The following is a 26,639-nucleotide window of genomic DNA, read 5'->3' as shown; positions in this document are numbered from 1 at the left end:
AATCGATAGGCTGAATTTGACCTGACAGTCGCAGCCAGAAAACTCGGTAACTGTCAGATCAAGTCTGAACTTCTACAAATTAAGTATGCAGCCGCTAACATCCATAGTGGTCAGCATCTTGTTAAAACCTATCGCGGTCGTTTTGTTGATATAACCGATCTTGGCGCCTCTATAAATCACAGCTATTGCGTTTTTGTCATGAGGGTTGTCGGGTTCAGGCAAAAATTCAACCTGCTCACCTGGAGGAGGAAGGCGTGCCAACTCTACATGATAATGAGCGCCCGTTACTTCCATTAATATATCTGCAGGCGCGGTCACATCTGAATAATCAGGGCAAAGCTCGAAACTATCGCTGGCCAGCCTCGCACCTGTGTAACCGAGCAGCGCCATATGAGAGCCATTGAAGTTCTCCGGCAAGCCATACTGTGACAAGTACTTACCAAAATCCGCTCTCTTTCTTGGCGGGAGTCGGGTATAAAATGCGTCAAGCGCATCATCAAATATAGTTGATGACTTGGTGAATGCAGGGAAGCCGATAAACCCCTCCTCAAGAGCGAGCCTGTAATCTTCAGTTTCTTTCAAATATCTGAATTTCACCGATTCGTCATCTTTGTATAGCTCGCCAATAATTCGGCGATGTCTGGGATGATTATCACTGTAGAGGACGATGACGACACGGGGGGTAGTGGTGGCGCGGGTGTCCCGCTAGGTGAAACACAGTGCTCCGGGGCGGCAAACTACGCATCTACACTCGCTGCCATTAGGGGCGTGATGCCAAGTGACCTTGTGATACTGGCCTCAACCGGTGGGCGCGGGTCGTATCGCATAAATCAGTTGCAAAAGGGGGCATCTTGGTATCCCAACCTGATCGCGCAGGTTCAGGCTGGGGTGGATACAGGGTCCGACTATTTGTGTCATTACATAGGGTGGATACAAGGAGAGGCCGACGCTAATCAAGAGACCGCATACGGAACTTACCGGGCCATGCTGGAGAATCTGCAGTCGGATATTGAAACAGACGCCCAGGCCGTCTCGGGGCAATCTGAACCCATCCCTATGCTTATCAGTCAGGTCACCGCATATTCCCGTAAGAATGATGGAGCTGCGCGCGACAGTGACCGGATATTCGCTGTCACATCCAGCTATCGGTTCCCGTACGGCGGCAATATCCACTTCACAAACGTGGGAGCAAAACTCAACGGTGCCTACTTCGGGCGAGCGCACGACGCGCTTTTGCAGGGATACCAGCCAGAGTGCCTGATGCCGATCTCGGCGGTCCTCTCCGGCACTGTAGTTCGAGTGCGTTTCGATGTGCCGCACCCGCCGATGCGGCTGGATACGGAGCAGCTTGCTGCGGCGACGGATTATGGATTCCAAGTGCGGGATGACCTGGGCGTGCTCACTATCCTGAGCATTGTGATTCAAGGGGGAGATGTTGTGATTGCCCTCGCATCGGAACCTCAGGGCGCCTCGAGCGTGCGCTATGCGCTTGACTACGCCGGCGCGGGTCGTTCGGTTTCGGGCGGAATGGAAGGGGCGGGCAATCTCCGTGACAGTGCTCCAGATGTCGTGTCGATAGATGGAGCGGATTATCAGCTATTCAATGTCGCTCCCGCATTCGAGCTACCTGTTGTCAGGTTGGGCCTTTGATTAAAGGCCGGCACTGCTGGAGCCGGCTACAACAATGAGATAATCATCTGACTTGCAAGCTCAATAAGGCCGGAAAACCCTTCATAAAGCTGGTCTGGAGCAAACAGGGCAACAGCTCCAGCAAGGGACAGCGTTGCGCCCGCAATGATAATTCCTGACTGTGAGGCCAAGATCATAGGAAGGGTTACCTCCTCATGCTCTGTCAGTCGTTCATGAGCTAGCTGTGCATAGTTGAATACTTGTTCAATACGCATATCTACATAATCGGCAAGGTTCTCATGCTTTCCGTACAGCTCATCCAGCTGTCTTTGGATATTCTGGTACGGGTCGCTAGTGAGGGTGACATTGGAAAATAGCTTCATGCGCTTGGCAGAGATAGGCTCATACGGCTCAATTCCTTTGCGCTGAGCACTCCATGCTTTGGAAGCATTCGCGCCGGACACCAGGATAGTAACAACTGTGGCCACGACCGACATAGTAATGCCAGCAGCAGGGAAATGGTTTTCCGGAAAGCTGCCAAGAATCAGTCCGGCGGCAAGCAAAAAAGCCGGCACTGATAAGGATAAGATTAATATTGGTCGCTTCACGGTTTTTCCTGTGCGCACGCTGTCCCTGCGGGCAATCTTAACCCAAAAAACGTTCCGCAAAATTGCGGGGTCACACCGAACAGCAGGAGGGCAGTGATGCCGGCGCCGATTTCGTAGAGCTGCATTTGTACTCCAGGAAAGATTGGCAAAAGGGCCGAGGAGGGAGGAAAAGGAGCAGGTAAATCGTTTCCGCAACTGGACGGGCGTGGCGCATGAATAAAGGCCCCCAGAACACCATAACCAGTAATCGTGCGGACACGATTTATCTATAACGTGTTGAATTTAAAAGGCTTTTTTGCCGGATTGCAAAGCCGTGAACGCCGGTTCGATTCCGACCTCGGCCTCCAGTATAAAGGCCCCGCAGACGTCAGTCTGCGGGGCCTTTTTGCTATGACTGGTTTTTACAGTCACTTCCGCAACATCAATCGGTCACCCTGCGCCAGCGGGCATCAATCTGCGCTGATGGAGCGAGCCGGTGCGCATGTTTCCAGATTTTCTATGAGAACGATTATCGTTCTTTACAGCTTTTACTTTATACTCCCGTCCGCAACACCCTTTACACATTTACTTACAATGCATGCCTGCAGAGCGTGGTGCATTTCTGACTGATCCAAAGGAAAGGTATTGAGCATGACTGACACTAAGACTCGGCTGATTCCCGCCCGCACACCCTGGCAACGCACGACCGGTGCGGTTCTGTTTTGCGCGCCGCTGGCTGCTGTGCCCCTGAGCGGCTTTGCACAGGAGACCACTGCGAGTGACGAGGCATTCCGTCTCGCGCCCATTATCGTCAACGCCAAGGTGGCGGCTGATGATGATGCCAATTCGGTGGTTGCCAAGGAGCTATGGGTAGGTGGCAAGGTCGCGACCAGTCTCCTCGATACCCCGGCCTCGGTTTCGGTCATCACTCAGAAGGAGATAGAGCAGCGCAGCGCCAGCACTACCGAAGAAGTACTGCAGTACACCCCCGGTCTGATCACCGATTATTACGGTACCGATGATCGCAACGACTACTTCAAGATCCGGGGCTTCCAGGCCACCACCTACCGGGACGGCCTGACCCTGGGCTCGATGCGCGGTGTACGGGAGGAACCCTTCGCCTATGAGCGCATCGAGGTGCTGCGTGGCGCCAACTCCACCCTGTTTGGGCCGGCAGACCCGGGCGGCTCGGTCAACTTCGTCAGCAAGCGGCCGCGTTTCGAGCGTATCGGTCAGGGGTACGTCACCTATGGCTCCTTTGATCACAAGGAAGCGGGTGTGGACGTGGGTGGTGCGTTGAATGGCAGCGAGACTCTGGCCTACCGGCTCACCGGTAAGGTTCAGGGCAGCGAGCGTGAGTACGATCACTCCCAGGATGACAACGGCTTCGCTATGGGTGGTCTGACCTGGGAGCCGACCGCCTTTACCTCGGCCACGCTGATAGTGGATCATCTGCGTCGGGACAGTACACCCAACAGCGGTGGTTACCCGAAAGACCGGGAATATGATCGCGACGAGTTCTTCGGTGAGCCGAGCTACAACTTCCACGATGTCGAGCGCACCAATATCAGCGCCAGCTTCAGCCATGATTTCGACAATGGTTTCACGCTACGCAGCAATCTGCGTCACAGTGACCTGAGCGATGAGTATGGCTATGTTTATATCAGTGACAATGTAGACCGCACCAGCACGCTGGTTGATCGAGGTTACCTGGGCTCCGATACTGAGGCCGAACAGCTCAACGGCAACCTGATGCTGCAGTACGATGCACGCTTCGAGAATATCGACAGCAGCACCATTGTGGGGGTGGAGTATCTCGATTCTTCTTCCGAAAATGTATCGGTATATGGCCTCTCATCGGGTGGTGACGTTGGGCAGATCGACACCAGCAACCCGGTATATAGCGGTATTTCGTCTCCAAAGGTCTACCAGAACAAGGATCAGGACAGCACCATCAAGTCCGTATTCCTGCAGCAGAACCTGTCGTTCTACGAGCGTTTCATTCTCACGCTTGGCATGCGCCATGACTCCATGGATGTTTCCGAAACAGATCACCTCTACTCTACCAAGTCCTCGGACAGCTTCTCGGAAAACTCTTTCCGCGGCGCGCTGACCTATATCGTCAATGACGAGATTTCTGCCTATGTCAGCATGGTCGAGTCCGTTTCTCCACCTCAGGTTGGCGTTACCCCGGAGCGGGGTAGCCAGTATGAACTGGGTGTGAAGTACTCGCCGGTGGCGATGAATGCGCTGTTCTCTGCCGCTGTCTACGAACTGACCCAGGACGATGTCGCCACGGCGGTGGTGCAGCCGAACGGGGTCATCGAACAGCAGACCGTGGGTGAGCAGCGGGTACGTGGCCTCGACCTGGAGGCCAAGGCCGAGCTGACCGAGAACCTGAGTCTGATTGGCGGCTACTCCTATATGGACACCGAGGTGCTTCGTGGTGCACTGGATGTATGGGGTGTAGGGTTCGTATCGATCAAGGGCAACGAATTCGTCTCCGCGCCCAAGCACTCGGCTTCGCTCTGGGGTTATTACAGTGTACCGGGTACGGATGTCAGCGTCGGCCTGGGCGCCCGTTATGTAGGCAGCTACTACTTCAACAACTTCAATGATAGCGGCGAGAGTGAGGCGACGACCTTGTTTGATGCTGCCTTCAATTACCAGATTGCCCCGGGCACGGATCTGGCCGTCAATGTCAGCAACTTGCTGGATGAGCAGCATGTAGTGGGTTCCGGTAGTGCGGATTACTACAATCCGGGTCGGGAACTCACCGCCAGGCTGAGTTATAGCTGGTAAGCCCGTTGGTCACCCGGAGCAAGGTTCGGGTGACCGATCAGAGGCTGCTGCTTGCGCAGGGAAATGATAATCTCTATCATCATGCGCCACATATTTGATCCGTATCCGGCCTGCAGAGTCGGATACGGTCCGTGCATTTTTCGTTCTTTCAACGCCCCAACCTGTACCTCAGTGCAGAGCTGGGCTGCCTGCAGGTGAGTGCTATGAACTTTTCCGTTCCGGAGCAAAATCCATGATGGCCGGGGTGTCTCCCGCCGCGGTGGTTTCCCGTATCCTGGCAGCGATCTTTGGCTGTTATGCCTTTGTCTGGGGCGTGGTGGCGCTGGGTGTAGCGGTGCTGAATGGGGCCGGGGTCGAGTACCATGCCGCCGAGCAGGCGATGATGATCCTGGCCTTTGTCCTGTATCTGGTGCTGTTTCTCTGGGCGTTTTCCGCAGCCAGCCTGTGGCGAGTCTGGCTGGTGCTGGCGCTGGGTAGTGCCCTGATGCTGGCTGCCGCCTGGCAGCTGCAGCGTATGATCATCGGATAGGAGCAGAGCCATGCTGAATAACTTCCGCCAATCCATGGCCTGGGTACACACCTGGTTCGGCCTGGTGCTGGGCTTCGTGCTGATGGTCGCGTTCTTTTTCGGTGCGCTGTCGGTATTCGACCGGGAGATCGATCGTTGGGCGATCCCCGATACTCGCTTCGAGCCGCAGCCGATGCCATCCTACGACAACCTGCTCAAGCAGGTATTTGCCGATCTCAAACCTCATCCGGTTGATATGGTTGCCACCGCCAGGCGGGTAATTGGTGATTTGCCGGCGCCGGAGACCATGCCCATGGCCTCGCTCTATGCCTATACGACTCACCGTGACCCGGTACTGAGTATTGGCGGCGAGTTCGCTATCCCCAACCAGCCCAAGGATCCGACGGATGACCATCTGCACGTGCATGGCTGGGCGACCATCGACCCCCGCACCGGTAAGATGCTGCCCGATGACCAGTTGAAGATCGGCAGCAACTGGTTCTATCCGATGCACTACAGCCTGCAGCTGCACTGGAAGAATCTGGGTATCTTTGTGGTGGGGCTGGCTGCTCTGGTGATGCTGGTCGCACTGGTCACCGGGGTGATCATGCACCGCAAGATCTTCAAGGAGTTCTTCACTTTCCGTCCGCGTAAGCGCACCCAGCGCAGCACGCTGGACCTGCACAACATGAGCGGCGTAGTGGCGTTGCCGTTCCATTTCTTCTTTGCCTTTACCGGGCTGGTGATCTTTGCCTCGTTCTATTATTTCCCGGTCTCCGGCACCCTGCTCAAACCGCTGCATGATCGCCATGAGGTGATCGAGGCTGCGCATACCGGCTTACCCCACGATGAGGCCGGTGTGCCGGCGCAGATGGCCTCGGTCGATGCCATGGTGGCCGAGGCCAAGCGCATCTGGGCTGACCGTGACATGCCGGGCGAGGTCGGGCTGTTGACCATCGAGCATCTGCATGACGCCAATGGCTACGTCAGCATCTACCGTGCCGGCAGTGACCGCGTGGCGTTGGTCGGGGAGGGCATTCACTTCAAGGCCAGCACTGGTGAGGTATTGCGCGAGGACCCGGCGAGAGACCCGGTCGGCGCGGTCAATCAGTTCCTGACCGGCCTGCATCTGCAGCACTTCGAGCACTGGCTGCTGCGCTGGCTGTACGTGGCTGGCGGTCTGCTGGGCTGTATCTGCATTGCCACCGGCTTTGTGTTCTTCGTTGAAAAGCGCAAGCAGGAGCACGCCCGGCGTGGCCTGCAAGGCTGTCGGCTGGTTGATGCAATGGCCGTCACCACGGTTACCGGTATGGTGCTGGCCGTAGTCGCCATGCTGGTGGCCAACCGGCTGCTGCCCGAGGCCATGCCTGGCCGTGGCGAATGGGAAAAGTGGACGTTCTGGGGTGCCTGGCTGCTGAGCCTGCTGCATGCGCTGTGGCGCAGCGCGCCAGTGGCCCAGGCGCGGCACAACCCGGCCTGGCGCGAGCAATGCTGGGTGGTGGCGCTGCTCTGTGTCGCTGCGGTACTGCTCAACTGGATCACCACGGGTGACCATCTGATCAAGACCATGCTGCTTGAGCCCTACTGGGCGGTGGCCGGCGTCGATCTGAGCCTGTTGGCCTGTGCACTGGTATCGGTACTCACGGCCCGCCGTCTGGCAAGGCCTGTTGAGGTCAAGGATAGCGCCCGGATCGGTGGGGTGGCCTATGAGTAACGCGGGACTGTGGTTGCTGGCGGCGGCCGCCAGCATGGGTCTGGCGACCGGTTGGCTGGCGCTGTCCCTGCCGGCGCACTGGCGCCAGGTGTTCAGCGCCGACGAGGTCGCACCGAGCTACCTGCGCACCCTGGGCTGGCTGGCGCTGTCGGTATCGGTGCTGTGCTGCTTCAAGGCCGACCATCCGTCCATGGCAGTTCTGGTCTGGTTCACCCTGTTGCCGGTTGCCGCCGTAGCAACGGCCATGGCGCTGAGCTACCGTCCGGCGCTGCTGCGCGCGATCTGCCCGGTATTTCTGCGCGCTCGATAAGGGCGCGCGGCTTGCTGTAACTGCAACTCAGCGGTTGAGCCGGTCGTAGCTCACCTCAAACCGGGGCAAGCTTGTTCACGCTGGAAATACGCCGGCCATCCCATATCATCTCGTAGTGTGATGTCTGCACGATCGAGTGCACGGGTTTGGGCGTCAGAAGGCCCCAGCAGACATTGCCCGGACTGCGCACTGAGTTGTACTTCAGTCCGCATGCGGCTGCCTGCTTCAATTTCACTCCGGCGATGCGGGCGGCACCATAGTCATATGGATCATATATCGGGTCATCGAGAGTAATACCGGTCATGTCGAGCATGCCGGTCTGATCGAATTTGCAGGATAACGCTCTTAGCAGGATGCGGTCGAAGGCCAGGCCTTCGACTCCCGCCCAATAGGCCTGCTGGTGGTACCGGACCTCGGCCAGGGCCGTGGCTATCGTGTCCGCCAGATACAGTACGCCGAAGCTGCCATCGCTGAAACGGGAGCCGGCAGGGTTGAGATGGGTGAAGGGCGCCACTGCATACGAGCAACCGGGGATACCGAAGGGGATCTCGCTCCTGGGAATGAACTCGAGTCGGCCGACTGCATTCAGCAGGCGAGGATTGGTCCGGGCCTGGAGTTCATATAGCGCATCGAACTCTTCCGGGTCTGCCACGTCATCGAACAGGGCGATGGGAGGATACTTCGAGTTGACCAGCCGGTAGCCCATCACTCTGGCAGGTTTGACCACCGGCAGATCTTCCCGGCTTACCACATGGCCCCCCTCAGCCCGTCAATATGGCGGAAGGTCTCGTAAAGCGATGCAAAGCTGCCATCCGTCATGACATCCAGTGGCGCTCGACCATTGAAGAAGACGTTGTTATTTGGCAATTTTATGAACCCGTACACATTGTCAGGGTTGTCAAATATCAAACGTAGCGTGGCATGGATATTGAGTACGTAGCTGATTCTGTCGAGTTGATCGTTATCCAGGCCGATACCTTCGTTGCCAGCCTTGGCCCTGGCCAGGGTGCTGCCGGAAACGCGTAAAATCCTCGCCATCTGCTCGCGCGATGCTCCCCAGCGTTCCATGATCTTCATGGCAGCGCGCAGGCCAACGGTGCCCTGAGGTTTTTCGGCTTTGCTTTTCTGAGCTTCTGCTAGCGACATGGGAGTCCTCGCTTTGCTATTTCAGATGATTGTCTGCAGATTTGAAATAGAGAATAGCATGTCTGGAGATGGTTTGCAGATTGGCTGGGCATGGGTTGTCATGGAAGGGGAAGGAGAGAGGGGTAGTACCGGTGATGACCGGGGAATCGCGTTATTGGCCTGCCGGGCAAAAAGTCCTTGTGAGGGTCATATGATGTGTGTAACATTCTGAATCTCTTGGAGTTATGGCCGATTAAAAGCATCATGCAGGCTGTTATTCGAACTCCAGGTGCCAGCCAGCCCGGATGGCGAAACTGGTAGACGCAAGGGACTTAAAATCCCTCGATGGCAACATCGTGCCGGTTCGATTCCGGCTCCGGGCACCATTTAAATCAATGACTTGCAGGGCAACCTGAACCATCACCTCGCCTTCATCTCCCATCAGGAGAGCGACCCAAGCGCTCAGGGCAACTGAATTCCCCCGGCTTCCTGGTGCAATCGGCGCAGTTGCTGCGCCAGCAGGCTGATATTGTCATTCGTGGCGTCCAGTTGCTGGCGTTGTTGCGGATCGATCAGCGCCAGCAACCGCTCCTCCAGATCATTGGCACGGGCCAGCAGCGCTTCCTGTCTGGCCCCGGCAAGCTCGCTGAAACGTTGTGACTCTTGCGGTTGTGGCAGGCCGTAACCCTCGCTCAACAGCTCCCCGGGGCGGCTCAGGAAGCTGCTGGCGCTCAATAATCCCTGTACCAGTTGAGCGGTTTCAGTGAGTTCCGACGGGGCGTTCGGGGCCAGGAAGCGTTGCTTGAGGTCCTGCTGAATCAACAGCATCTGGCGGCGTCGGATGGCTTCTTCCAGCACCAGCAGGGCTGCGGTGAACCGGGTGTCGGCCGCACTGAACCAGGCCTGCCGCTGGTCAGCGGGGCTGGCCAGCCAGTCTTCCATGCGTGCGATGGGAATCTGCAGGCGGTGGCGGATAACTTCGAACATCTGCTGATAGCGCTCCCGATAGGAGTCGAAATAGTAGCCCTGGCGCAGTGCAGCCTGGCGGTCCTGCAGTGGCTGCAGATCCGCCAGCCCGCGGGCATGCAGCAGCTGCAGCAGGCCGGTGGGCGTCAGGCTGTCCAGGTCCTGCAGTTGCGGCAGGGCGCTGCCGCTGCGCAGCAGCTTCAGGGTTTCGACGGCGCAGTTGTTGCTGATGAAATAGTAGATACCATCGTAACTCCAGTGCAGGGTGGCGGCCTGCAGGGCGAGCTGGCGCCGTGCCTGTTCGTCCAGGTGCAGTGGTACCGAGCTGAGGCCACGCAGTTCGAGCCGGGTGTACTCGTCGATCACCTTCTGCAATGGCAGCATGAACAGCCTTGAAGGGTAGTTACCGATCAAACCATCCCAACTGGATAGTTGCAGGTCATCGACGAAGGCGCGGAAGGACAGCACCAGATGGTGATCCAGGTCCAGCAGGCAATCTGGACCGGGCGCACGGCCCGGTGCACAGATTACCAGTCGCAGCATGCTATGGCCCCAGCGGCTGACCCACTCTTCGTTGGGCTCGGCCAGCAGATAGTGCACCGCGTAGATACGTTCCGGGTCCAGCCAGCCGAGGGCCGGGCGCTGGGCATCCAGGCCGGCATACAGATAGGGAAGCTCCCCGGCGCAGTCTGCCGCCGGTGGTGGTGCCCAGCCGAAGTGATCCTCGAAATAGGCATGCAGCGCCGGGCGTCGGCAGCGGTATTGCGGGTCGAGCAGGAAGTATTCGAGATTGACCGCCAGGTATTCCGCTGGACTGTGCAGCTCGTAGCTGTCCGGGCTGCGGTAGGCCTGGTGGTTATCGGCTTCGCGCGCCCCTCGCTGACCTGTCTGTTGTGGCCAGCCGGCCAGATCGAGAAAGCGCGGATCGTCGCTCAAGGTAAAACGGCGCTCGGTCTGGCCGCGGCACTGTGCAGGCAGGCCGACCTTGCCCTGGATTCGATAACGGCTGCGGCATTGTTGCAGCAGGGAACGCTGCTCATCGCTCCAGTAACGACCGCGATCATGCAGGTGGGCGATCTCGTGAACCAGGGTGGCGAGCAACTCCTGGCGCAGGGTGCCGTGTTGGCGTCCCTGCGGGAAGTTGTCGTCAGCCCCGGTACTGAAGTCGTCCAACCAGCGCCGGTTCAGCTCCAGCGTACCACTGGCGCTGGCGCGTCCGAATACCGGCTTGGCCAGTCGCCCGCTCCAGCGCACCGGTACCCTGCGATCCATCTGCTGTACCAGCGAGGGCGGCAGCAGCGCGGTAGCCTCGGCGAGCAGCGCCTGACTGGCCTGCACTTGCCCTGGGGTGAGCTGGCGCTGATCCAGCACCAGCTGCAATCCGGCCTGGGCAAGGGAGCTGCCCAGCAGCATGCCGATGAGCAGCAGATGCCTGGCGATGAAACGCGCCTTACCCAAGCTGACCTGCCGCTACGGCTGCTGGATAACGGGTACCGAGGTCAGACATGCATCACAGTGCGAGGATCGCCTCGGCCAGTTGCATGTCGGTCGCTTCCAGCTCGGGATTGGACTGGCGGATGTGCAGCAGAGCCGCTTCCAGGCGGGCGCTGCGCAGCTGGCCATCGCTACCGACGAAGCTGGCTGCATCCTCGCGGGCTTCGAGTACCACCTTGTTGTTGCCGGAGGTGGCATCGCTGGTCGCATCGATGGTGTTGACCAGGGACCCGGCGATGGCGTCGGTGGTACCGATGAAGCTGCTGCCATGGGCGGCGCCAGCGAGCGTCAGCAGACCGGCAGCGATGATCAGGGGGAGGCGTTGCATGATAGGTATCCTTTTCAGTCAGTAGATGTGTCCACTACCCAGGCGGTGGATGAACCCAGTATTGACCGCGTAGCGGGTAAAATCGATCCATTGGATAAACAAAGTCCCGGCGAACCGGGACTTGTTCAGTTACAGGGCAGCCAGCGTGGCGCCCTGGACCAGCTCCAGCAGCGGCTGCGGATACACGCCGAGCACGAATACCAGCAGGGCGATCAACAGCAGCATGATACCGCCGGCGTGCTGGCCCCAGTTCATCGGCGCGTCGTGGCGGCGTAGGCCCGGCTCGACCAGGAACAGGGTAACCATGACCCGCAGGTAATAGTACAGGCCGATGGCGCTACCCAGGATCAGGGCGCCGAGCAGCCACCACAGGCGCGACTCGACACCGGCGGCGAGGATATAGAACTTGCCGATGAAGCCGGCCGTCAGCGGGATGCCCGCCAGCGACAGCATCATCACTGTCAGTACCGCGGTGAGGTACGGGCGGCGCCAGAACAGGCCGCGATACTCGTACAGGGCGTCGGCGTCACGTCCCTTGAATGGCGTGGACATCAGCGTGACCACGCCGAAGGCACCGAGGGTGGTCAGCACATAGGTGGCCAGATACACGCCGATAGCTTCCATGGCCAGGCCGCCACTGGCGATCAGCGCGATCACCAGGTAACCGAAGTGGGCGATCGACGAGTAACCCAACAGGCGCTTGAGGTTGCTCTGCATCAACGCTAGCAGGTTGCCGAACAGGATCGAGGCGATGGCAATGACCGCCAGCAGTTCGTTCAGCCAGCCGCCGCTGGTTGCCGGTGACACCTGGTACAGGCGCAGCAGCACGGCGAACACGGCGACCTTGGCGGCGGTGGCGAGAAACGCCGATACCGGGGCCGGAGCGCCTTCGTAGACGTCAGGCGTCCACAGGTGAAAGGGCACCAGCGACAGCTTGAAGGCCAGCCCGATGAGCATCATGGCGAAGCCGATCTGCAGGATCGGCGTGACCGCCAGCGCGCCCAGCGCGGTGAACTGCAGGCTGCCGGATTCAGCATAGGCCAGCGCCATGCCGAACAGCAGGAACGCCGAGCCGGCCGCCGACAGCACCATGTACTTGATGCCGGCCTCTAGCGAGCGTTTGTTGAAGAAGGCGTAGGCGACCATGCCATAGACCGGTACCGAGAGCAGCTCCAGGCCGATGAACAGGCTGGCCAGGTGCGAGGCGCCGACCATCACCAGGCCGCCGGCCGCGGCCAGCAGCATCAGCAGGTACATTTCCTCGCGGTTGCCGGGGAAGCCTTCGCCGGTATTGGTCTTGCCCAGGTAGGCATGCACCAGGGTGGCGCAGGCCAGGGTGGCTACCAGGATGATGCCCATGTACAGCAGCGCGAAGCGGTCCACCTGCATCAGCGTGGTCACCTCCTGGGGCGTGACCTGCAGCGCCGGGATCAGTGACAGCAGGGCCAGGTTGAGGCCCAGCGCGGTGAGGCCGAAGATCAGGTCGTGCTTGCGCCGCCAGGCGATGGCGAGCGTGACCACAATGGCCGTGATACCGACGATCAGCAGCGGCAGCAGGGCGACGAAGTGGGACAGGGTATATTGCATAGCGTCATTTTCCATCAAGCTGCTACCGGGCCGGAACGAGGTTGGAGAGAGCGTCACCGAGCCAGTGCTGTACACCGGCCATGCTCGCTGCGGAGGTATCCAGTACCGGTTGCGGATACAGGCCGAGCACCACCAGCAGCGCTACCAGCGACAGCACCATGATCAGCTCCCGGGTATCCAGGCCGCGCAATGCCTCACCGGAGCGCGAGGCGCCGAAGTAGGCGCGGTGAATCATGATCAACGAGTACGCCGAGGCCAGCACCAGGCCGAAGGTGGCAATCACCACTACCCAGGGGTTGTTGGCAAAACTGCCGAACAGGATCAGGAACTCGCCGACGAAGTTGCCGGTACCCGGCATGCCCAGCGAGGCGATGGCGAAGAACATGCTCAGTGCCGGCAGGTAGGGTATGCGTGCCCACAGCCCCCCCATCTCGCGCATGTCACGGGTGTGGATGCGCTCGTACAGCTGGCCGCAGAGAATGAACAGTGCCGCCGCTGACAGGCCGTGGGCAACCATCTGCACCACCGCGCCCTGCAGCGCCAGCTGGGTGCTGGCGTAGATGCCGATCAGTACGAAGCCCATGTGCGAAATACTGGAATAGGCCACCAGGCGCTTGATGTCTGTCTGGGCGAAGGACAGTATCGCGCCGTAGAAGATGCCGATCAGGCCCAGGGTCATGGCGATCGGCGCGAACTCGACCGAGGCGTTGGGGAACAACGGCAGGGCGAAGCGCAGCATGCCGTAGGCGGCGGTCTTCAGCAGGATGCCGGCCAGGTCCACGGAACCGGCGGTGGGCGCCTGGGCGTGGGCATCGGGCAGCCAGGAGTGCAGCGGTACGATCGGGAACTTCACCGCGAAGGCGATGAAGAAACCGAGCATCAGGATGTATTCCACACCCGGTGGCATTTCCAGGCCGAGCAGGTCTTCATAGGCGAAGGTCAGTACGCCGGTCTGGTTGAAGTTGAACAGCACCAGGCCGAGGATCGCCACCAGCATGATCAGACCACTGGCCTGGGTGAAGATGAAGAACTTGGTGGCGGCGTTGATGCGGGTCTTCTTGCCTTCGCCGCTGTGCCCCCAGAGCGCGATGAGAAAGTACATCGGCACCAGCATCATTTCCCAGAAGAAGAAGAACAGGAACAGGTCCATGGCCAGGAAGACACCGGCCACGCCACCGAGGATCCACATCAGGTTGAGGTGGAAGAAGCCGATGCGGTGCTGGATCTCTTTCCACGAGCAGAGCACCGACAGCACCCCGAGGATACCGGTGAGGATCAGCATCAGCAGCGACAGGCCATCCAGCGCCAGGTGCAGGTTGATGCCCAGGCGCTCGATCCAGACGTGGTTGAATTCCAGTGTCCAGACCGGCGCACCGTCGGTGACGGCGGCCAGGGAGTAGTCGGCACTGGCCCAGAGCCAGAGGCTCAGGACCAGCACCAGACCCATGGTCAACAGCGCCAGCCAGCGGGGCAGGGCAGTGCTGAAGCGTTCGGCTTGCCAGCACAACAGGCCGCCGATGAAGGGGATCAGGACCAGCCAGGGCAGAATCATGACGGGATCATTTCCTTGCGTGAATTCATAATCAGACGGCCGACAGCAGCAACATGCCGATCACCAGTACCGCGCCACCGGCGATGGAGGCGGCGTACCAGCGGATCTGGCCATTCTCGCTGCGACTGAGCAGCGCATGGCCACCGCGCGCCAGCAGCGGCAGGATGCCAATGGTGCGATCCAGCGGGTCGCGGGCCAGCACCCGGGCGAGCCACAGGTAGGGCTGCACGAATACCTTGTCATACAGCCAGTCGAAGCCCCAGGCGGCATACCACCAGGCGGTCAGGAAGCGGCCCGGAGCACTGTTGCCGATAGCCTTGACCACGCCGCGGCGGCCCAGGTACAGCCAGGCCGCGAGCAGGATGCCTGCCACCGCGATGATGCCCGACAGCACTTCCAGGCCCATGCGTCCTTCGCCACCGGCATGCCCGACGCTCTGCGGCAGCACGCCGGCCAGCGGTGGAGTGATCAGGGCGCCGATGAAGGTCGAGAGGATGATCAGCACGATCAGCGGCAGGTTGTGCGCCAGCCCCTTGCCGGCATGGGCCTGGGTCTGAGCCTCACCGTGGAACACCACGAAGATCAGCCGGAAGGTATAGATGGAGGTCAGCAGGGCACCCAGCAGACCGGCGTACAGCAGTACATGGTTGCCGCTGGCGAAGGCTTCCCAGAGGATCTCGTCCTTGGAATAGAAGCCGGCCGTCAGCAGCGGCAGCGCCGCCAGCGCCGCGCCACCGACGATGAAGCTGGCGTAGGCCACCGGCAGCTTGTTCCACAGTCCACCCATGCGGAAGATGTTCTGCTCGTGGTGGCAGGCATGGATCACCGAGCCGGAAGCGAGGAACAGCAGGGCCTTGAAGAAGGCGTGGGTCATCAGGTGGAAGATCGCCGCTTCCCAGGCACCGACGCCGAGGGCCAGGAACATGTAGCCGAGCTGGCTCATGGTCGAATAGGCGAGGATACGCTTGATATCGGTCTGTACCAGGGCGGCGAAGCCGGCCAGCAGCAGGGTGGCGCCACCGACGATACCGACCAGTTGCAGGATGTCCGGCGTCAGCAGGAACAGGCCGTGGGTACGCGCGATCAGGTAGACGCCGGCGGTGACCATGGTCGCCGCGTGGATCAGCGCCGACACCGGCGTGGGACCGGCCATGGCGTCGGCCAGCCAGGTCTGCAACGGCAGCTGGGCGGACTTGCCCACCGCGCCGCCGAGCAGCGACAGGGTGGCCAGGGTGATCCAGAAGTCGCCCTCGGCGAACAGCAACGGTGCCTGCACCAGCAACTGCTGAATGTTCAGCGTACCGAGCTGCACGAACAGGATGAACAGACCGAAGGCCATCAACACGTCACCGACCCGGGTGACCAGGAAGGCCTTGAGCGCGGCATTGCCGTTCTTGCGTTCGGTATAGTAGAAGCCGATCAGCAGGTAACTGCACACGCCCACGCCTTCCCAACCGAGATAGAGGAACAGCAGGTCATCGGCCAGCACCAGGCACAGCATGCTGGCGATGAACAGGTTGGTGTAGGCGAAGAACCGCGAGTAGCCTTCCTCACCGCGCATGTACCAGCTGGCGAACAGGTGGATCAGAAAGCCCACGCCGGTAACCACGCCGAGCATGGTCAGCGACAGGCCATCCAGGTACAGGGTCAGGCTGGGGGTGAAGTTGCCCACCGCCATCCATTGCCAGAGCACCTGGATATAGGCCCCGTCCTGCAACGCGCCGGTGCTGAACTGGAAGATGATCCAGGCACTGACCAGCGCCGACAGGCCGACCGAGCCGACGCCGACCAGCGCCGAGGTGTTTTCCGACCAGCGCCCGCGGGAGAAGGCCAGCAGCAGGAAGCCGATCAGTGGAAACAGCAGGGTTAGAAATAGAAGGTTCATCCGCGCATCTCACTGGCAGCATCGATATCCAGGGTTCTGAAGCGGCGATACAGTTGCAGCAGGATGGCCAGACCGATACTGGCCTCGGCGGCTGCAAGGGTAATCACCATGATGAACATCACCTGGCCATCGGGCTGCTCCCAGCGGGCACCAGCCACGACGAAGGCCAGAGCGGCGGCGTTCATCATGATCTCCAGGCTCATCAGCACATACAGGATGTTGCGACGAATCATCAGCCCGGCCAGGCCGAGACTGAACAGCACGGCGGCCAGGGCCAGGCCGTGCTCCATGGGAATACCGCTCATGCTACCTCCTTGGCTTCATGGCGTCCGATGTGGAAGGCGGTGACCATCGCCGCCAGCAGCATCATCGCCGCCAGCTCGACGGCCAGGATGTAGGGGCCGAACAGGGCGAAGCCCACCGCCTTGGCATCCACAGTGGCACCGCTGACGGTACCCGAGGACGGCTCGCTGAACAGCACGTAGAGCAACTGCGCGAGCAGCAGGCCGGAGAGCAACCCCGGCCCGATCCAGCCACGCGGGCTGAGCCACTGGCGCTCCTGCTGTTCGCTACCGGAGCCCAGGTTGAGCATCATCACCACGAACACGAACAGCACCATGATGGCGCCGGCGTAGACGATGATCTCCAGCACTCCGGCAAAGGGCGCGCCGAGGGAGAAGAAGCACATCGATACCGCCAGCAGCGAGGTGACCAGATACAGCAGCGCATGGACCGCGCGGGTATTGATGATCACCATCAGGGTGGCGGCGACGGCCACTCCGGCGGAGAAATAAAAGGCAAATTCCATCAGATATTCCTCACAGGCGTCATGGCAGCAGGCCCTTGATATTGACCGGCTCAGCCTCGTTCTGCGCCGCGCCCTTGGGCTTGCCGGCGATCGACAGGCCGGACACGCGATAGAAGTTGTAGTCCGGGTTCTTGCCGGTGCCGGCAATCATCAGGTCTTCCTTCTCGAATACCAGATCCTGACGCTTGTACTCGGCCAGCTCGAAGTCCGGGGTCAGCTGGATCGCGGTGGTCGGGCAGGCCTCCTCGCACAGGCCGCAGAAGATGCAGCGCGAGAAGTTGATGCGGAAGAACTCCGGGTACCAGCGTCCATCCTCGGTTTCGGCCTTCTGCAGGGAAATGCAGCCCACCGGGCAGGCCGCCGCGCACAGGTTGCAGGCCACGCAGCGCTCCTCGCCATCGGGGTCGCGGGTCAGCACTATGCGGCCACGGTAGCGTGGCGGCAGGTACACCGGCTCTTCCGGATACTGCAGGGTGTCACGCTTGCGAAACGCATGGCCGAAAATCATCACCAGGCTGCGCAGCTGGGTGTAGGTGCCATGCACTACATGAATAATCGATTTGATCATGGCTTTCTCCTCAGGCTGCCGCCAGCACTATCGCGCCGGTCACCAGCAGGTTGATCAGGGTCAATGGCAGGCAGACCTTCCAGCCGAACGCCATCATCTGGTCATAGCGCGGCCTGGGCAGCGAGGCGCGCAGCAGGATGAAGATCATGATGAAGAAACCGGTCTTCAGCGCGAACCACAGGAACGGCAGTTGCGGCAGCAGATCGAAGGGGCCGTGCCAACCACCGAAGAACAGCGTCGCCAGCAACGCCGAGACCAATACTATGCCGATGTACTCGCCGACGAAGAACATGCCCCATTTCATCCCGGCGTATTCCACGTGGTAACCATCGGCCAGTTCCTGTTCCGCCTCCGGTTGGTCGAACGGGTGACGGTGGGTCACCGCCACGCCGGCGATGAAGAAGGTCAGGAAGCCGAAGATCTGCGGGATGATGAACCACAGGTTGTCGGCCTGGTAGGCGACGATATCGCGCAGGTTGAACGAGCCGGTCTGGGCCACGATACCCATCAGCGACAGGCCCAGGAACACCTCGTAGGACAGGGTCTGGGCCGCGGCGCGCAAGCCGCCGAGCAGGGCGAACTTGTTGTTGCTGGCCCAGCCGGCGAACAGCACCGCATAGACCGTCAGGCCGGCCATGGCGAAGAAGAACAGCAGGCCGATATTCAGGTCCGCCACGCCCCAGGTGGGAGTGATCGGCACCACGATGAAGGCCACCAGCAGCGAGCTCATCGCCACCACCGGTGCCAGGGTGAAGATCAGCCGGTCGGCGAACCGCGGGGTCCAGTCTTCCTTGAAGAACATCTTCAGCATGTCCGCGACGATCTGGAACATGCCGAACGGGCCGACCCGGTTGGGTCCGTAGCGATCCTGCCAGACAGCCAGCAGGCGGCGTTCGACAAAGCTCAGCAGCGCGCCGGCAATCACCACCGCCAACAGAATGACGATGGCCTTGAGCACGCTGATCAGGATGGCGATCACCTCGGGTGTGAGCCAGCTCATTGTGCAGCCTCCCTCAGTTCGGTCACCACGGCATTGCTGGTCAACGGTGGGATACTCGGCAGGCCAGCCGGCAGGCCGGCCACGCCCAGCGGCAGGTCAGCGCTGATCCGCAGCGGCAGTTGCAACACCTCGGTGCCGAGCGTGAAACCCAGCAGAGCCCCCTCGTTGACACCCAGACGAGCGGCCTCGGCTTCGGCCAGGGCGATATAGGGTTGTGGCATGCGTTCCTGGATGGGCGCTGCGCGACTGCTGTTTTCCTCGCTACCGAACAGGTGATGCAGCGCTACCACCTGCCAGGTGCCCTGGGCCGGGGCGAATGCCGCCGGCGGGGCAGTCCAGTGCAGATCCATACGCGCGCCATCGAACAGCCGCACACCCGGGTCGCCGCTGCGCAGATGACCGCCGACCTCGTCCTGGAACTTGTTCCAGGCCTGCGGCGAGTTCCAGCCCGGCGACCAGGCGAAGGGCACCTGCTGGCGTTGCTCGCGGCTGCCGGCATAACCTTCCATGGAGAAGGCGAAAGCGCTGTCCGGATCCTGCGGCTGACGCGGCTCGTGTACGCTGAGATTGGCGCGCATGGCGGTCCGGCCGCTGTAGCGGTGCGGTGAGCGGGCCAGCTTGAGACCGCGGATACGGAAGCCGGCATCCGGCGCTGCCTCGGTAATCGGCGCCAGGCGCGGATGCACCTGGGCGCAGGCAGCGGTCACCTGGTCCAGTGTGGTCCAGTCCACCGGCTGGCCGAGCAGGGTGCTGCGCAGCGCATGCATCCAGCGCCAGCCCTCGCGGATCAACACCTCCGGCTTGTAGTAGCTCGGGTCGAACACCTGGAAGAAGCGCTGGGCGCGGCCCTCCTGGCTGACCAGGGTGCCATCGCCCTCGGCGAAGCTGGAAGCCGGCAGCAGCAGGTGGGCACGGTCAGTGGTCGGGGTCTGCTGGTGATCGGCGGCGATGATCACACCGACCGCCGCCAGGGCTGCATCCACGCTGGCCTTGTCGGCGCGGCGGTACAGGTCGTTTTCCAGTACCACCAGGGCGTCGTACTGACCGGCGCTCAGCGCGGCCAGGGCCGCCTCGACGGACTTGTCAGCGCTTTCTCCGGCCAGCAGCATGGCCATGCCCATGCTGTTGGCTTCGGGTACCACCAGGCTGATGGAGGCGTTCTTCTGGCGATTCTTCAGGGCCTGGGCGATATTCGCCGCCGCCTCGATGATTGCGCGACTGCCCAGCGAGGCGCCGGAGACCAGCAGCGGACGCTTGGCAGCGAGCAGCGCCTGGGCGATACGCTCTGCCAGTTCCGCCGCCTCGCTTTCCAGGCCGGCTACCGCTGGGGCGCTGGGGTCGATGGCATGGGCCACGGCACAGCCGAGGCGGGCCAGGTCGTCCGGCGCAGCATGTACCGACTCGGCGGCGATATCGTCCAGCCGGGTGCTGTCGAGACTGGCGATGAACACCGGGTTCTGCGCGCCTTGGGCGATGTTCTGCACCGCGGCCTGGTGCCAGTCCTGGATGCCAGCGGCCTTGGCCAGCTCGGTGGCCTTGCCCCTGGCCGCCTGGCGCAGCGCCAGGGCGATGCGCGCAGCGGTCTGGGTCAGGTCCTCGCCGAGCACGAACACGGCATCATGGGCTTCCATGTCGCGGATCGAGGCGACCGGCAGCGGGCCGTCCTGCAGTATCTGGCGAACCAGCTGGATATTGTCCAGCTCTTCCCGGGCGATACCGGAAAAGAAGTCCTCGGCACCCACCAGCTCGCGCAGTGCGAAGTTGCTTTCCAGGCTGGCGCGTGGCGAGCCGATACCGATGATACGGCGGCGGTTGAGCAGGCCGGCGGCCTGGTCCAGTGCCGCGTCGATGCCCATGGTCAGCTTCGAGCGCTGCACGATCGGCTGGCGTGGCCGGTCTTCGCGGTTGACGTAGCCGTAGCCGAAACGTCCGCGGTCGCAGAGGAAGTAATGGTTGACCGAGCCGTTGAAACGGTTCTCGATGCGGCGGATCTCGCCATAGCGCTCGCCGGGGCTGGTGTTGCAGCCCGAGGCGCAGCCGTGGCAGATGCTCGGGGCGAACTGCATGTCCCACTTGCGGTTGTAGCGCTCGGAGTGGGTCTTGTCGGTGAATACCCCGGTGGGGCAGACCTCGGTCAGGTTGCCGGAGAACTCGCTCTCCAGGGTGCCATCCTCGACCCGGCCGAAATACACCTGGTCGTTGGCGCCGAACACGCCCAGGTCGGTGCCGCCGGCGTAGTCCTTGTAGTAGCGCACGCAACGGTAGCAGGCGATGCAGCGGTTCATCTCGTGGGCGATGAACGGCCCCAGTTCCTGGTTCACGTGGGTGCGCTTGCTGAAGCGGTAGCGACGCTGGTTGTGACCGGTCATCACGGTCATGTCCTGCAGGTGGCAGTGACCGCCTTCCTCGCACACCGGGCAGTCATGCGGGTGGTTGATCATCAACCATTCGATGACACTGGCGCGGAATGCCTTGGCTTCCTCGTCGTCGATCGATATCCAGCTGTTGTCGGTAGCCGGGGTCATGCACGACATGACCAGTCGGCCGCGGGTATCGTTCTCGTCGCTGTACTGCTTGACCGCACACTGGCGGCAGGCGCCCACGCTACCCAGCGCAGGGTGCCAGCAGAAGTAGGGAACATCGAGGCCGAGGGACAGGCAGGCCTGCAGCAGGTTGTCCGCCCCGTCGACTTCGTATTGCTTACCATCTACATGAATAGTGGCCATGGTTGTACTTTCTTCTTACCCGTCATACGGGTGCTGCTAATGGAATTCGCTTGTCTGGTCACGCCTGCACGAACTCGGCGGTTGGCCTGTCGGCGGCTGCCGCCTGGCTGATACCGGCCTCGAACTCGTCACGGAAATACTTGATAGCGCTGCCCAGCGGCTCCACCGCGCCCGGTGCATGGGCGCAGAAGGTCTTGCCCGGCCCGAGAAAGTCCACCAGGCGCAGCAGCACTTCCAGGTCCTCGGGGCGGCCCTGGCCACGCTCCAGCGCGCGCAGGGTCTTCACGCTCCACGGCAGGCCGTCGCGGCAGGGGGTGCACCAGCCGCAGGACTCGCGGGCAAAGAACTCCTCCATGTTGCGCAGCAGCGAGACCATGTTCACCGTGTGGTCCACCGCCAGCGCCAGGCCGGTACCCATGCGGGTGCCGACCTTGCCGATGCCACCGGAGTACATCTGCGCCTCCAGGTGCTCGGGCAACAGGAAGCCGGTACCGGCGCCGCCGGGCTGCCAGCACTTGAGGGTAAAGCCGTCACGCATGCCGCCGGCATACTCCTCGAACAGTTCGCGGGCGGTGATGCCGAAGGGCAGCTCCCAGATCCCGGGGTTCTTCACCTTGCCGGAGAAGCCCATCAGCTTGGTGCCGTGATCGCCACTGTCGGGGCGGGCCAGGCCGGTGTACCAAGGCACGCCGTGGGCGACGATGGCCGGTACGTTGCACAGGGTTTCCACGTTGTTGACACAGGTCGGCTTGCCCCAGACGCCGACCGCGGCGGGGAACGGCGGCTTGGCCCGGGGGTTGGCGCGGCGACCCTCCAGGGAGTTGATCAGCGCGGTTTCCTCACCGCAGATATAGCGTCCGGCGCCGGTGTGCACGAACAGCTCGAAGTCGAAGCCCGAGCCGAGGATGTTCTTGCCCAGCAGGCCGGCGGCCTTGGCTTCCTCCACCGCATGTCTGAGGTGGCGGGCGGCATCGACATATTCGCCGCGCAGAAAGATGTAGCCACGGTAGGCCTTGAGCGCCCGCGCCGAGATCAGCATGCCTTCGATCAGCAAGTGCGGCAGCTGCTCCATCAGCATGCGGTCCTTCCAGGTGTTGGGCTCCATCTCGTCGGCATTGCACAGCAGGTAGCGGATGTTCAGCGACTCGTCCGCCGGCATCAGGCTCCACTTCACCCCGGTGGGGAAGCCGGCGCCACCCCGACCCTTGAGGCCGGAATCCTTGACCGTGCTGACGATATCAGCCTGGCCCATCTCCAGCAGCGCCTTGCGCGCCGCCGCGTAGCCATTCTTCTGCTGATACTCCTCCAGCCACACCGGCTGGCCATCGCTACGCAGGCGCCAGGTCAGCGGGTGGGTTTCTTCGGTGCGGGCGATACGGTTGGCGGGACCGAACGAAGCAAGCGTCTTCATGGGTAGGCCTCCAGCAGTGCGGCCACGCCGTCGGCGCTGACATCGCCGAAGGTGTCGTCGTCGATCATCAGCGCCGGGGCCTTGTCGCAATTGCCCAGGCAGCACACCGGCAACAGCGTGAAGCGGTTGTCGGCCGTGGTCTGGCCGGGGCCGATGCCGAGCTGGCCCTGGATACTGTCGAGAATGCTTTCATGTCCGCCGATATAGCAGGTCATGCTGTCGCATACGCGGATGATGTGCCGGCCCACCGGCTGGCGGAAGATCTGGCTGTAGAAGGTGGCGACACCCTCCACGTCGCTGGCGGGGATGCCGAGGATCTCGCCAATAGCGTCGGCGGCGCCGTCCGGCACCCAGCCGCGCTGCTGTTGGACAATCTTCAGCGCCTCGATCGAGGCCGCGCGCGGGTCCTCGTAGTGGTGCATTTCCTGCTCGATGGCCGCACGTTCGGCATCACTGAGAGTGAAACGATCAGTCTTAATCAACGTAGTCATAATCAGCGGTCCACGTCAGCCATAACGAAGTCGATACTGCCCAGGTAGGCGATCAGGTCCGACACCATGCTGCCGCGAATCACCGAGGGGATCTGCTGCAGGTGCGGGAAACTGGGCGTGCGGATACGCGTGCGGTAGCTCATGGTGCTGCCGTCGCTGGTCAGGTAGTAGCTGTTGATGCCCTTGGTCGCCTCGATCATCTGGAACGACTCGTTGGCTGGCATCACCGGACCCCAGGACACCTGCAGGAAGTGCGTGATCAGCGTCTCGATGTGCTGCAGCGTACGTTCCTTCGGCGGCGGCGTGGTCAGCGGGTGGTCTGCCTTGTACGGGCCTTCGGGCATGTTGTTCAGGCACTGCTCGATGATCTTCAGGCTTTCGCGCATCTCGCCCATCTTCACCATGCAGCGGTCGTAGGCATCGCCATTGGCTGCCAGCGGGACTTCGAACTCGAAGTTCTCGTAGCCGGAGTAGGGGCGGGCCTTGCGGATGTCGAAGTCGCAGCCGGTGGCACGCAGACCGGCACCGGTCACGCCCCATTCCAGCGCCTGTTTGGTGTTGTAGTCGGCCACGCCCTTGGTGCGGCCGATCAGGATGCTGTTCTTCAGCGCCGCCTTTTCGTATTCGTTGAGGCGCTTGGGCATCCAGTCGAGGAATTCGCGTACCAGCCTGTCCCAGCCACGCGGCAGGTCATGGGCCACGCCGCCGATGCGGTACCAGGCCGGGTGCATGCGGAAGCCGGTGATCGCCTCTATCACCTTGTAGGCGCGCTGGCGGTCGGTGAAGGTGAAGAACACCGGGGTCATGGCACCGACGTCCTGGATATAGGTGCCCAGGTACAGCAGGTGGTTCTGGATACGGAAGAACTCGGCCATCATGATACGGATCACATCGACCCGTTGCGGCACGGTGATACCGGCGAGCTTTTCCACCGCCAGCACGTAGGGCAGGTTGTTCATTACTCCGCCCAGGTAGTCGATACGGTCGGTATAAGGAATGAAGCTGTGCCAGCTCTGGCGCTCGGCCATCTTCTCGGCACCGCGGTGGTGGTAGCCGATTTCCGGTACGCAATCGACGATCTCCTCGCCATCGAGCTGCAGGATGATACGGAAGGCGCCGTGGGCCGAAGGGTGGTTCGGGCCGAGGTTGAGGAACATGAAGTCCTCATGCTCGCCGCCACGTTTCATGCCCCAGTCTTCGGGCTTGAAGCGTAGGGCTTCCTGTTCGGCGTCCTGCCGGGCGGCGGTGAGGCTGAAGGGGTCGAACTCGGTGGCCCGCGCGGGGTAGTCCTTGCGCAGCGGATGACCTTCCCAGGTCGGCGGCATCAGCAGGCGGGTCAGGCGTGGGTGATCCTCGAAATGGATGCCGTACATGTCCCATACTTCGCGTTCGTACCAGTCGGCATTCGGCCATATGGACGAGGCGGTGGGCAGGTTGAGATCACCTTCCTTCAGTGCCACCTTGATCATCACGTCGCTGTTACGCTCCAGCGACATGAGATGGTAGAACACGCTGAAGTCCGCGTCAGGCAGCCCCTGACGATGGGTGCGCAGGCGCTCGTCCACGCCGTGCAGGTCATACAGCATGACGTAGGGCTGCGGCAGCTGGCGCAGCAAGCGCAGCACCGCCAGCAACTGCTCGCGCGCAACCCAGACCACCGGCATGCCGGTGAGACTGGGCTGGATGGTCAGCTTTTCGGCTCCAAAATGAGCGGACAACTCGGCGACGACACGCTGGTCGTCAGCCTGGTATGGGGGTATGTACAGCGCCTGGTCTGCAGTCTTCATAGGGATCGCTATCGGTCAACGGTGAATACGGCGGCGGTGTTGGCGTTTGCCGGTTCACACGTCGTCAGGGGTGCGCAGGTTGGTGACCTGAATGCGTCGGTCACGGTTTTGCTCGCGTTGCGAAGGCATGTCCGCCCGGTAGATGCCCTGGTCTCCAACGACCCAGGACAGCGGGCGACGCTCCTTGCCGATGGATTCCTGCAAAAGCATCAGGCCCTGCAGGAACGCCTCGGGGCGGGGCGGGCAGCCGGGGATATAGACATCCACGGGCAGGAACTTGTCCACCCCCTGGACTACGGAATAGATGTCGTACATGCCGCCGGAGTTGGCGCAGGCACCCATGGAAATGACCCACTTGGGCTCCAGCATCTGCTCGTACAGGCGCTGGATGACCGGCGCCATCTTCACGAAGCAGGTACCGGCGATGACCATGAAGTCGGCCTGGCGCGGGGAGGCACGGATGACCTCCGCACCGAAGCGCGCGATGTCGTGCGGCGCAGTGAAGGCGGTGGTCATCTCCACATAACAGCAGGAGAGGCCGAAGTTGTACGGCCAGAGTGAGTTCTTGCGTCCCCAGTTCACTGCGCCGCTGACGACATCCTCAAGCTTGCCCATGAAGATGTTGCGGTGAACCTGGTCTTTCAGTAGCGAATCGTCGACGTTCTCCCTGGTACCGATGGGATACTCGTCATTGACGGCATCCGGATCGATCCGAATAAGTTCATATTGCATGTCAAAAGCCTCATTTTAGCTTCGCCTGCCTCCTGCGACGGCCCGCCGGTGACCAATCAAGGGCACCGATAGCCGCTTCATAGACAAGACCCGCAACTAGAATTGAAATAAAGATAGAGGCTCCGATGAAGCCGGCCCAGCCGCTTTCGCGTACCGAGACGGCCCATGCAAACAGGAATAGGGCTTCGACATCGAAGATCACGAAGAGCATCGCGACCAGATAGAATTTGGCGGAGAAACGCAGGCGGGTATCACCGGTGGAGACGATACCGGACTCGAAGGGTTCGTTCTTGCTGCGCCCCCAGGCTTTGCTGCCCAGCACGCTGGATACCAGCAACATGAAAGCGCACAGGCCTAGAACACCCAGCAGAAAAGCAGCCAATGCCCAGTTGTGGGGCAATGTCGATACAGCATCAGGCATGCCGGACTCCTTGGAGAAACGGCTTGATTATTGGTTATATGCGCGGAACTGTAACCAGATGTTCGCGTCGAGTTGCCGTATTGTATGCCTGCCGGGCAGGTTATGAAAGGGGGTAATGGCAGTCCACGGGAAGGAGACGGTTTATTTTTGTGAATCCGCGGTGAATGGAGGGCCAGGCACTGGCTGCCTGGAGGCTGAACTTAGCCCA

The 26,639-nt window shown here is 61.4% G+C and carries 25 protein-coding genes and 1 tRNA gene; 6 read left to right on the top strand and 20 right to left on the bottom strand.

The window, feature by feature from the left end:
• Window positions 1-72: 72 nt before the first annotated feature.
• The gene (locus H6X51_RS20380) at window positions 73-597 is read right to left on the bottom strand and encodes an HIRAN domain-containing protein (RefSeq protein ID WP_185268833.1); all 525 of its coding nucleotides are present in this window, start codon (window positions 595-597) and stop codon (window positions 73-75) included.
• 39 nt (window positions 598-636) lie between these two features.
• On the opposite strand from H6X51_RS20380, the gene H6X51_RS17910 reads away from it, so the two are divergent.
• A complete protein-coding gene (locus H6X51_RS17910) occupies window positions 637-1,650 on the top strand; it encodes a sialate O-acetylesterase (RefSeq protein WP_328795754.1) in 1,014 nt (337 codons plus the stop codon).
• A gap of 26 nt (window positions 1,651-1,676) precedes the next feature.
• Here H6X51_RS17910 and H6X51_RS17905 read toward each other — a convergent pair whose 3' ends face one another.
• The gene (locus H6X51_RS17905) at window positions 1,677-2,237 is read right to left on the bottom strand and encodes a hypothetical protein (protein WP_185268831.1); all 561 of its coding nucleotides are present in this window, start codon (window positions 2,235-2,237) and stop codon (window positions 1,677-1,679) included.
• Window positions 2,234-2,362 carry a hypothetical protein gene (locus H6X51_RS20275; RefSeq protein WP_268898621.1) on the bottom strand — a complete coding sequence of 43 codons (129 nt, stop codon included), beginning with the start codon at window positions 2,360-2,362 and terminating at the stop codon, window positions 2,234-2,236. Before H6X51_RS20275 ends, H6X51_RS17905 begins: the two co-directional genes overlap by 4 nt.
• A gap of 505 nt (window positions 2,363-2,867) precedes the next feature.
• Here H6X51_RS20275 and H6X51_RS17900 point away from each other — a divergent pair.
• The 4 genes from H6X51_RS17900 (at window position 2,868) to H6X51_RS17885 (ending at window position 7,550) form a co-directional block, all read left to right on the top strand.
• Window positions 2,868-5,018, top strand: coding sequence for a TonB-dependent siderophore receptor (locus H6X51_RS17900; RefSeq protein WP_185268830.1), 2,151 nt, complete (start codon window positions 2,868-2,870; stop codon window positions 5,016-5,018).
• A gap of 232 nt (window positions 5,019-5,250) precedes the next feature.
• Window positions 5,251-5,547, top strand: coding sequence for an iron uptake protein (locus H6X51_RS17895; protein ID WP_185268829.1), 297 nt, complete (start codon window positions 5,251-5,253; stop codon window positions 5,545-5,547).
• Window positions 5,548-5,557: 10 nt separating this feature from the next.
• Window positions 5,558-7,240: a PepSY-associated TM helix domain-containing protein gene (locus H6X51_RS17890; RefSeq protein ID WP_185268828.1), complete on the top strand. Its 1,683-nt coding sequence runs from the start codon at window positions 5,558-5,560 to the stop codon at window positions 7,238-7,240.
• Window positions 7,233-7,550, top strand: coding sequence for a DUF3325 family protein (locus H6X51_RS17885; RefSeq protein WP_185268827.1), 318 nt, complete (start codon window positions 7,233-7,235; stop codon window positions 7,548-7,550). The genes H6X51_RS17890 and H6X51_RS17885 overlap by 8 nt, the downstream gene beginning before the upstream one ends.
• Window positions 7,551-7,605: 55 nt before the next feature.
• Here the strand turns inward: H6X51_RS17885 and H6X51_RS17880 are convergent, their stop codons facing one another.
• Together H6X51_RS17880 and H6X51_RS17875 are read right to left on the bottom strand one after the other, a co-directional pair.
• Window positions 7,606-8,256 (bottom strand): RES family NAD+ phosphorylase, encoded by a 651-nt coding sequence (locus H6X51_RS17880; RefSeq protein ID WP_185268836.1) that lies wholly within the window; start codon window positions 8,254-8,256, stop codon window positions 7,606-7,608.
• 38 nt (window positions 8,257-8,294) lie between these two features.
• Window positions 8,295-8,696: an antitoxin Xre-like helix-turn-helix domain-containing protein gene (locus tag H6X51_RS17875; RefSeq protein ID WP_185268826.1), complete on the bottom strand. Its 402-nt coding sequence runs from the start codon at window positions 8,694-8,696 to the stop codon at window positions 8,295-8,297.
• Between the two features lie 278 nt (window positions 8,697-8,974).
• On the opposite strand from H6X51_RS17875, the gene H6X51_RS17870 reads away from it, so the two are divergent.
• Window positions 8,975-9,061 (top strand) — tRNA-Leu (locus tag H6X51_RS17870).
• 76 nt (window positions 9,062-9,137) lie between these two features.
• Here H6X51_RS17870 and H6X51_RS17865 read toward each other — a convergent pair.
• From H6X51_RS17865 to H6X51_RS17795, 15 genes are all read right to left on the bottom strand, one after another.
• On the bottom strand, window positions 9,138-11,054 hold the full coding sequence (locus tag H6X51_RS17865) for a DUF7844 domain-containing protein (protein WP_185268835.1): 1,917 nt from the start codon (window positions 11,052-11,054) through the stop codon (window positions 9,138-9,140).
• A gap of 97 nt (window positions 11,055-11,151) precedes the next feature.
• A complete protein-coding gene (locus H6X51_RS17860; protein ID WP_185268825.1) occupies window positions 11,152-11,463 on the bottom strand; it encodes a DUF2388 domain-containing protein in 312 nt (103 codons plus the stop codon).
• A 129-nt stretch (window positions 11,464-11,592) separates the two neighbouring features.
• On the bottom strand, window positions 11,593-13,050 hold the full coding sequence (gene nuoN / locus H6X51_RS17855) for an NADH-quinone oxidoreductase subunit NuoN (protein ID WP_185268824.1): 1,458 nt from the start codon (window positions 13,048-13,050) through the stop codon (window positions 11,593-11,595).
• 22 nt (window positions 13,051-13,072) lie between these two features.
• Entirely contained in the window at window positions 13,073-14,602 is a 1,530-nt protein-coding gene (nuoM, locus tag H6X51_RS17850; RefSeq protein ID WP_185268823.1) for an NADH-quinone oxidoreductase subunit M, read from the bottom strand.
• A 31-nt stretch (window positions 14,603-14,633) separates the two neighbouring features.
• Window positions 14,634-16,487, bottom strand: coding sequence for an NADH-quinone oxidoreductase subunit L (gene nuoL / locus H6X51_RS17845; protein ID WP_185268822.1), 1,854 nt, complete (start codon window positions 16,485-16,487; stop codon window positions 14,634-14,636).
• Window positions 16,484-16,792: an NADH-quinone oxidoreductase subunit NuoK gene (gene nuoK / locus H6X51_RS17840; protein ID WP_185268821.1), complete on the bottom strand. Its 309-nt coding sequence runs from the start codon at window positions 16,790-16,792 to the stop codon at window positions 16,484-16,486. Before nuoK ends, nuoL begins: the two co-directional genes overlap by 4 nt.
• Entirely contained in the window at window positions 16,789-17,295 is a 507-nt protein-coding gene (nuoJ, locus tag H6X51_RS17835) for an NADH-quinone oxidoreductase subunit J (protein ID WP_185268820.1), read from the bottom strand. Before nuoJ ends, nuoK begins: the two co-directional genes overlap by 4 nt.
• A gap of 19 nt (window positions 17,296-17,314) precedes the next feature.
• Window positions 17,315-17,863 carry an NADH-quinone oxidoreductase subunit NuoI gene (gene nuoI, locus H6X51_RS17830; protein WP_185268819.1) on the bottom strand — a complete coding sequence of 183 codons (549 nt, stop codon included), beginning with the start codon at window positions 17,861-17,863 and terminating at the stop codon, window positions 17,315-17,317.
• Between the two features lie 10 nt (window positions 17,864-17,873).
• Window positions 17,874-18,863 carry an NADH-quinone oxidoreductase subunit NuoH gene (gene nuoH / locus H6X51_RS17825; RefSeq protein WP_185268818.1) on the bottom strand — a complete coding sequence of 330 codons (990 nt, stop codon included), beginning with the start codon at window positions 18,861-18,863 and terminating at the stop codon, window positions 17,874-17,876.
• Window positions 18,860-21,589 carry an NADH-quinone oxidoreductase subunit NuoG gene (gene nuoG, locus H6X51_RS17820; protein WP_185268817.1) on the bottom strand — a complete coding sequence of 910 codons (2,730 nt, stop codon included), beginning with the start codon at window positions 21,587-21,589 and terminating at the stop codon, window positions 18,860-18,862. The genes nuoH and nuoG overlap by 4 nt, the downstream gene beginning before the upstream one ends.
• A 58-nt stretch (window positions 21,590-21,647) precedes the next feature.
• Window positions 21,648-23,000: an NADH-quinone oxidoreductase subunit NuoF gene (gene nuoF / locus H6X51_RS17815; protein WP_185268816.1), complete on the bottom strand. Its 1,353-nt coding sequence runs from the start codon at window positions 22,998-23,000 to the stop codon at window positions 21,648-21,650.
• Window positions 22,997-23,491, bottom strand: coding sequence for an NADH-quinone oxidoreductase subunit NuoE (gene nuoE / locus H6X51_RS17810; protein ID WP_407925989.1), 495 nt, complete (start codon window positions 23,489-23,491; stop codon window positions 22,997-22,999). Before nuoE ends, nuoF begins: the two co-directional genes overlap by 4 nt.
• 2 nt (window positions 23,492-23,493) lie before the next feature.
• The gene (nuoC, locus tag H6X51_RS17805) at window positions 23,494-25,278 is read right to left on the bottom strand and encodes an NADH-quinone oxidoreductase subunit C/D (protein ID WP_185268815.1); all 1,785 of its coding nucleotides are present in this window, start codon (window positions 25,276-25,278) and stop codon (window positions 23,494-23,496) included.
• A 54-nt stretch (window positions 25,279-25,332) separates the two neighbouring features.
• Complete coding sequence (locus H6X51_RS17800; protein WP_185268814.1) at window positions 25,333-26,010, bottom strand: NADH-quinone oxidoreductase subunit B; 678 nt, start codon at window positions 26,008-26,010, stop codon at window positions 25,333-25,335.
• Between the two features lie 10 nt (window positions 26,011-26,020).
• Window positions 26,021-26,431 carry an NADH-quinone oxidoreductase subunit A gene (locus H6X51_RS17795; RefSeq protein ID WP_185268813.1) on the bottom strand — a complete coding sequence of 137 codons (411 nt, stop codon included), beginning with the start codon at window positions 26,429-26,431 and terminating at the stop codon, window positions 26,021-26,023.
• Between the last annotated feature and the right edge of the window lie 208 nt (window positions 26,432-26,639).

It is taken from the genome of Halopseudomonas xiamenensis (assembly GCF_014219065.1).
Classification (GTDB): domain Bacteria; phylum Pseudomonadota; class Gammaproteobacteria; order Pseudomonadales; family Pseudomonadaceae; genus Halopseudomonas; species Halopseudomonas xiamenensis.
The sequence above is the reverse complement of the archived record's forward strand: the minus strand, read 5'-3'. Positions and strand labels throughout refer to the sequence as shown.

Excerpts from the sequence above, each read along its gene's own strand:
- H6X51_RS17910 (WP_328795754.1), top strand. The coding sequence starts at position 637 with ATGTCTGGGATGATTATCACTGTAGAGGACGATGACGACACGGGGGGT.
- H6X51_RS20275 (WP_268898621.1), bottom strand. The coding sequence starts at position 2,362 with ATGCAGCTCTACGAAATCGGCGCCGGCATCACTGCCCTCCTGCTGTTC.
- H6X51_RS17900 (WP_185268830.1), top strand. The coding sequence starts at position 2,868 with ATGACTGACACTAAGACTCGGCTGATTCCCGCCCGCACACCCTGGCAA.
- H6X51_RS17895 (WP_185268829.1), top strand. The coding sequence starts at position 5,251 with ATGATGGCCGGGGTGTCTCCCGCCGCGGTGGTTTCCCGTATCCTGGCA.
- H6X51_RS17890 (WP_185268828.1), top strand. The coding sequence starts at position 5,558 with ATGCTGAATAACTTCCGCCAATCCATGGCCTGGGTACACACCTGGTTC.
- H6X51_RS17885 (WP_185268827.1), top strand. The coding sequence starts at position 7,233 with ATGAGTAACGCGGGACTGTGGTTGCTGGCGGCGGCCGCCAGCATGGGT.
- H6X51_RS17880 (WP_185268836.1), bottom strand. The coding sequence starts at position 8,256 with ATGGGCTACCGGCTGGTCAACTCGAAGTATCCTCCCATCGCCCTGTTC.
- H6X51_RS17875 (WP_185268826.1), bottom strand. The coding sequence starts at position 8,696 with ATGTCGCTAGCAGAAGCTCAGAAAAGCAAAGCCGAAAAACCTCAGGGC.
- H6X51_RS17865 (WP_185268835.1), bottom strand. The coding sequence starts at position 11,054 with ATGCTGCTGGGCAGCTCCCTTGCCCAGGCCGGATTGCAGCTGGTGCTG.
- H6X51_RS17860 (WP_185268825.1), bottom strand. The coding sequence starts at position 11,463 with ATGCAACGCCTCCCCCTGATCATCGCTGCCGGTCTGCTGACGCTCGCT.
- nuoN (WP_185268824.1), bottom strand. The coding sequence starts at position 13,050 with ATGCAATATACCCTGTCCCACTTCGTCGCCCTGCTGCCGCTGCTGATC.
- nuoM (WP_185268823.1), bottom strand. The coding sequence starts at position 14,602 with ATGATTCTGCCCTGGCTGGTCCTGATCCCCTTCATCGGCGGCCTGTTG.
- nuoL (WP_185268822.1), bottom strand. The coding sequence starts at position 16,487 with ATGAACCTTCTATTTCTAACCCTGCTGTTTCCACTGATCGGCTTCCTG.
- nuoK (WP_185268821.1), bottom strand. The coding sequence starts at position 16,792 with ATGAGCGGTATTCCCATGGAGCACGGCCTGGCCCTGGCCGCCGTGCTG.
- nuoJ (WP_185268820.1), bottom strand. The coding sequence starts at position 17,295 with ATGGAATTTGCCTTTTATTTCTCCGCCGGAGTGGCCGTCGCCGCCACC.
- nuoI (WP_185268819.1), bottom strand. The coding sequence starts at position 17,863 with ATGATCAAATCGATTATTCATGTAGTGCATGGCACCTACACCCAGCTG.
- nuoH (WP_185268818.1), bottom strand. The coding sequence starts at position 18,863 with ATGAGCTGGCTCACACCCGAGGTGATCGCCATCCTGATCAGCGTGCTC.
- nuoG (WP_185268817.1), bottom strand. The coding sequence starts at position 21,589 with ATGGCCACTATTCATGTAGATGGTAAGCAATACGAAGTCGACGGGGCG.
- nuoF (WP_185268816.1), bottom strand. The coding sequence starts at position 23,000 with ATGAAGACGCTTGCTTCGTTCGGTCCCGCCAACCGTATCGCCCGCACC.
- nuoE (WP_407925989.1), bottom strand. The coding sequence starts at position 23,491 with ATGACTACGTTGATTAAGACTGATCGTTTCACTCTCAGTGATGCCGAA.
- nuoC (WP_185268815.1), bottom strand. The coding sequence starts at position 25,278 with ATGAAGACTGCAGACCAGGCGCTGTACATACCCCCATACCAGGCTGAC.
- H6X51_RS17800 (WP_185268814.1), bottom strand. The coding sequence starts at position 26,010 with ATGCAATATGAACTTATTCGGATCGATCCGGATGCCGTCAATGACGAG.
- H6X51_RS17795 (WP_185268813.1), bottom strand. The coding sequence starts at position 26,431 with ATGCCTGATGCTGTATCGACATTGCCCCACAACTGGGCATTGGCTGCT.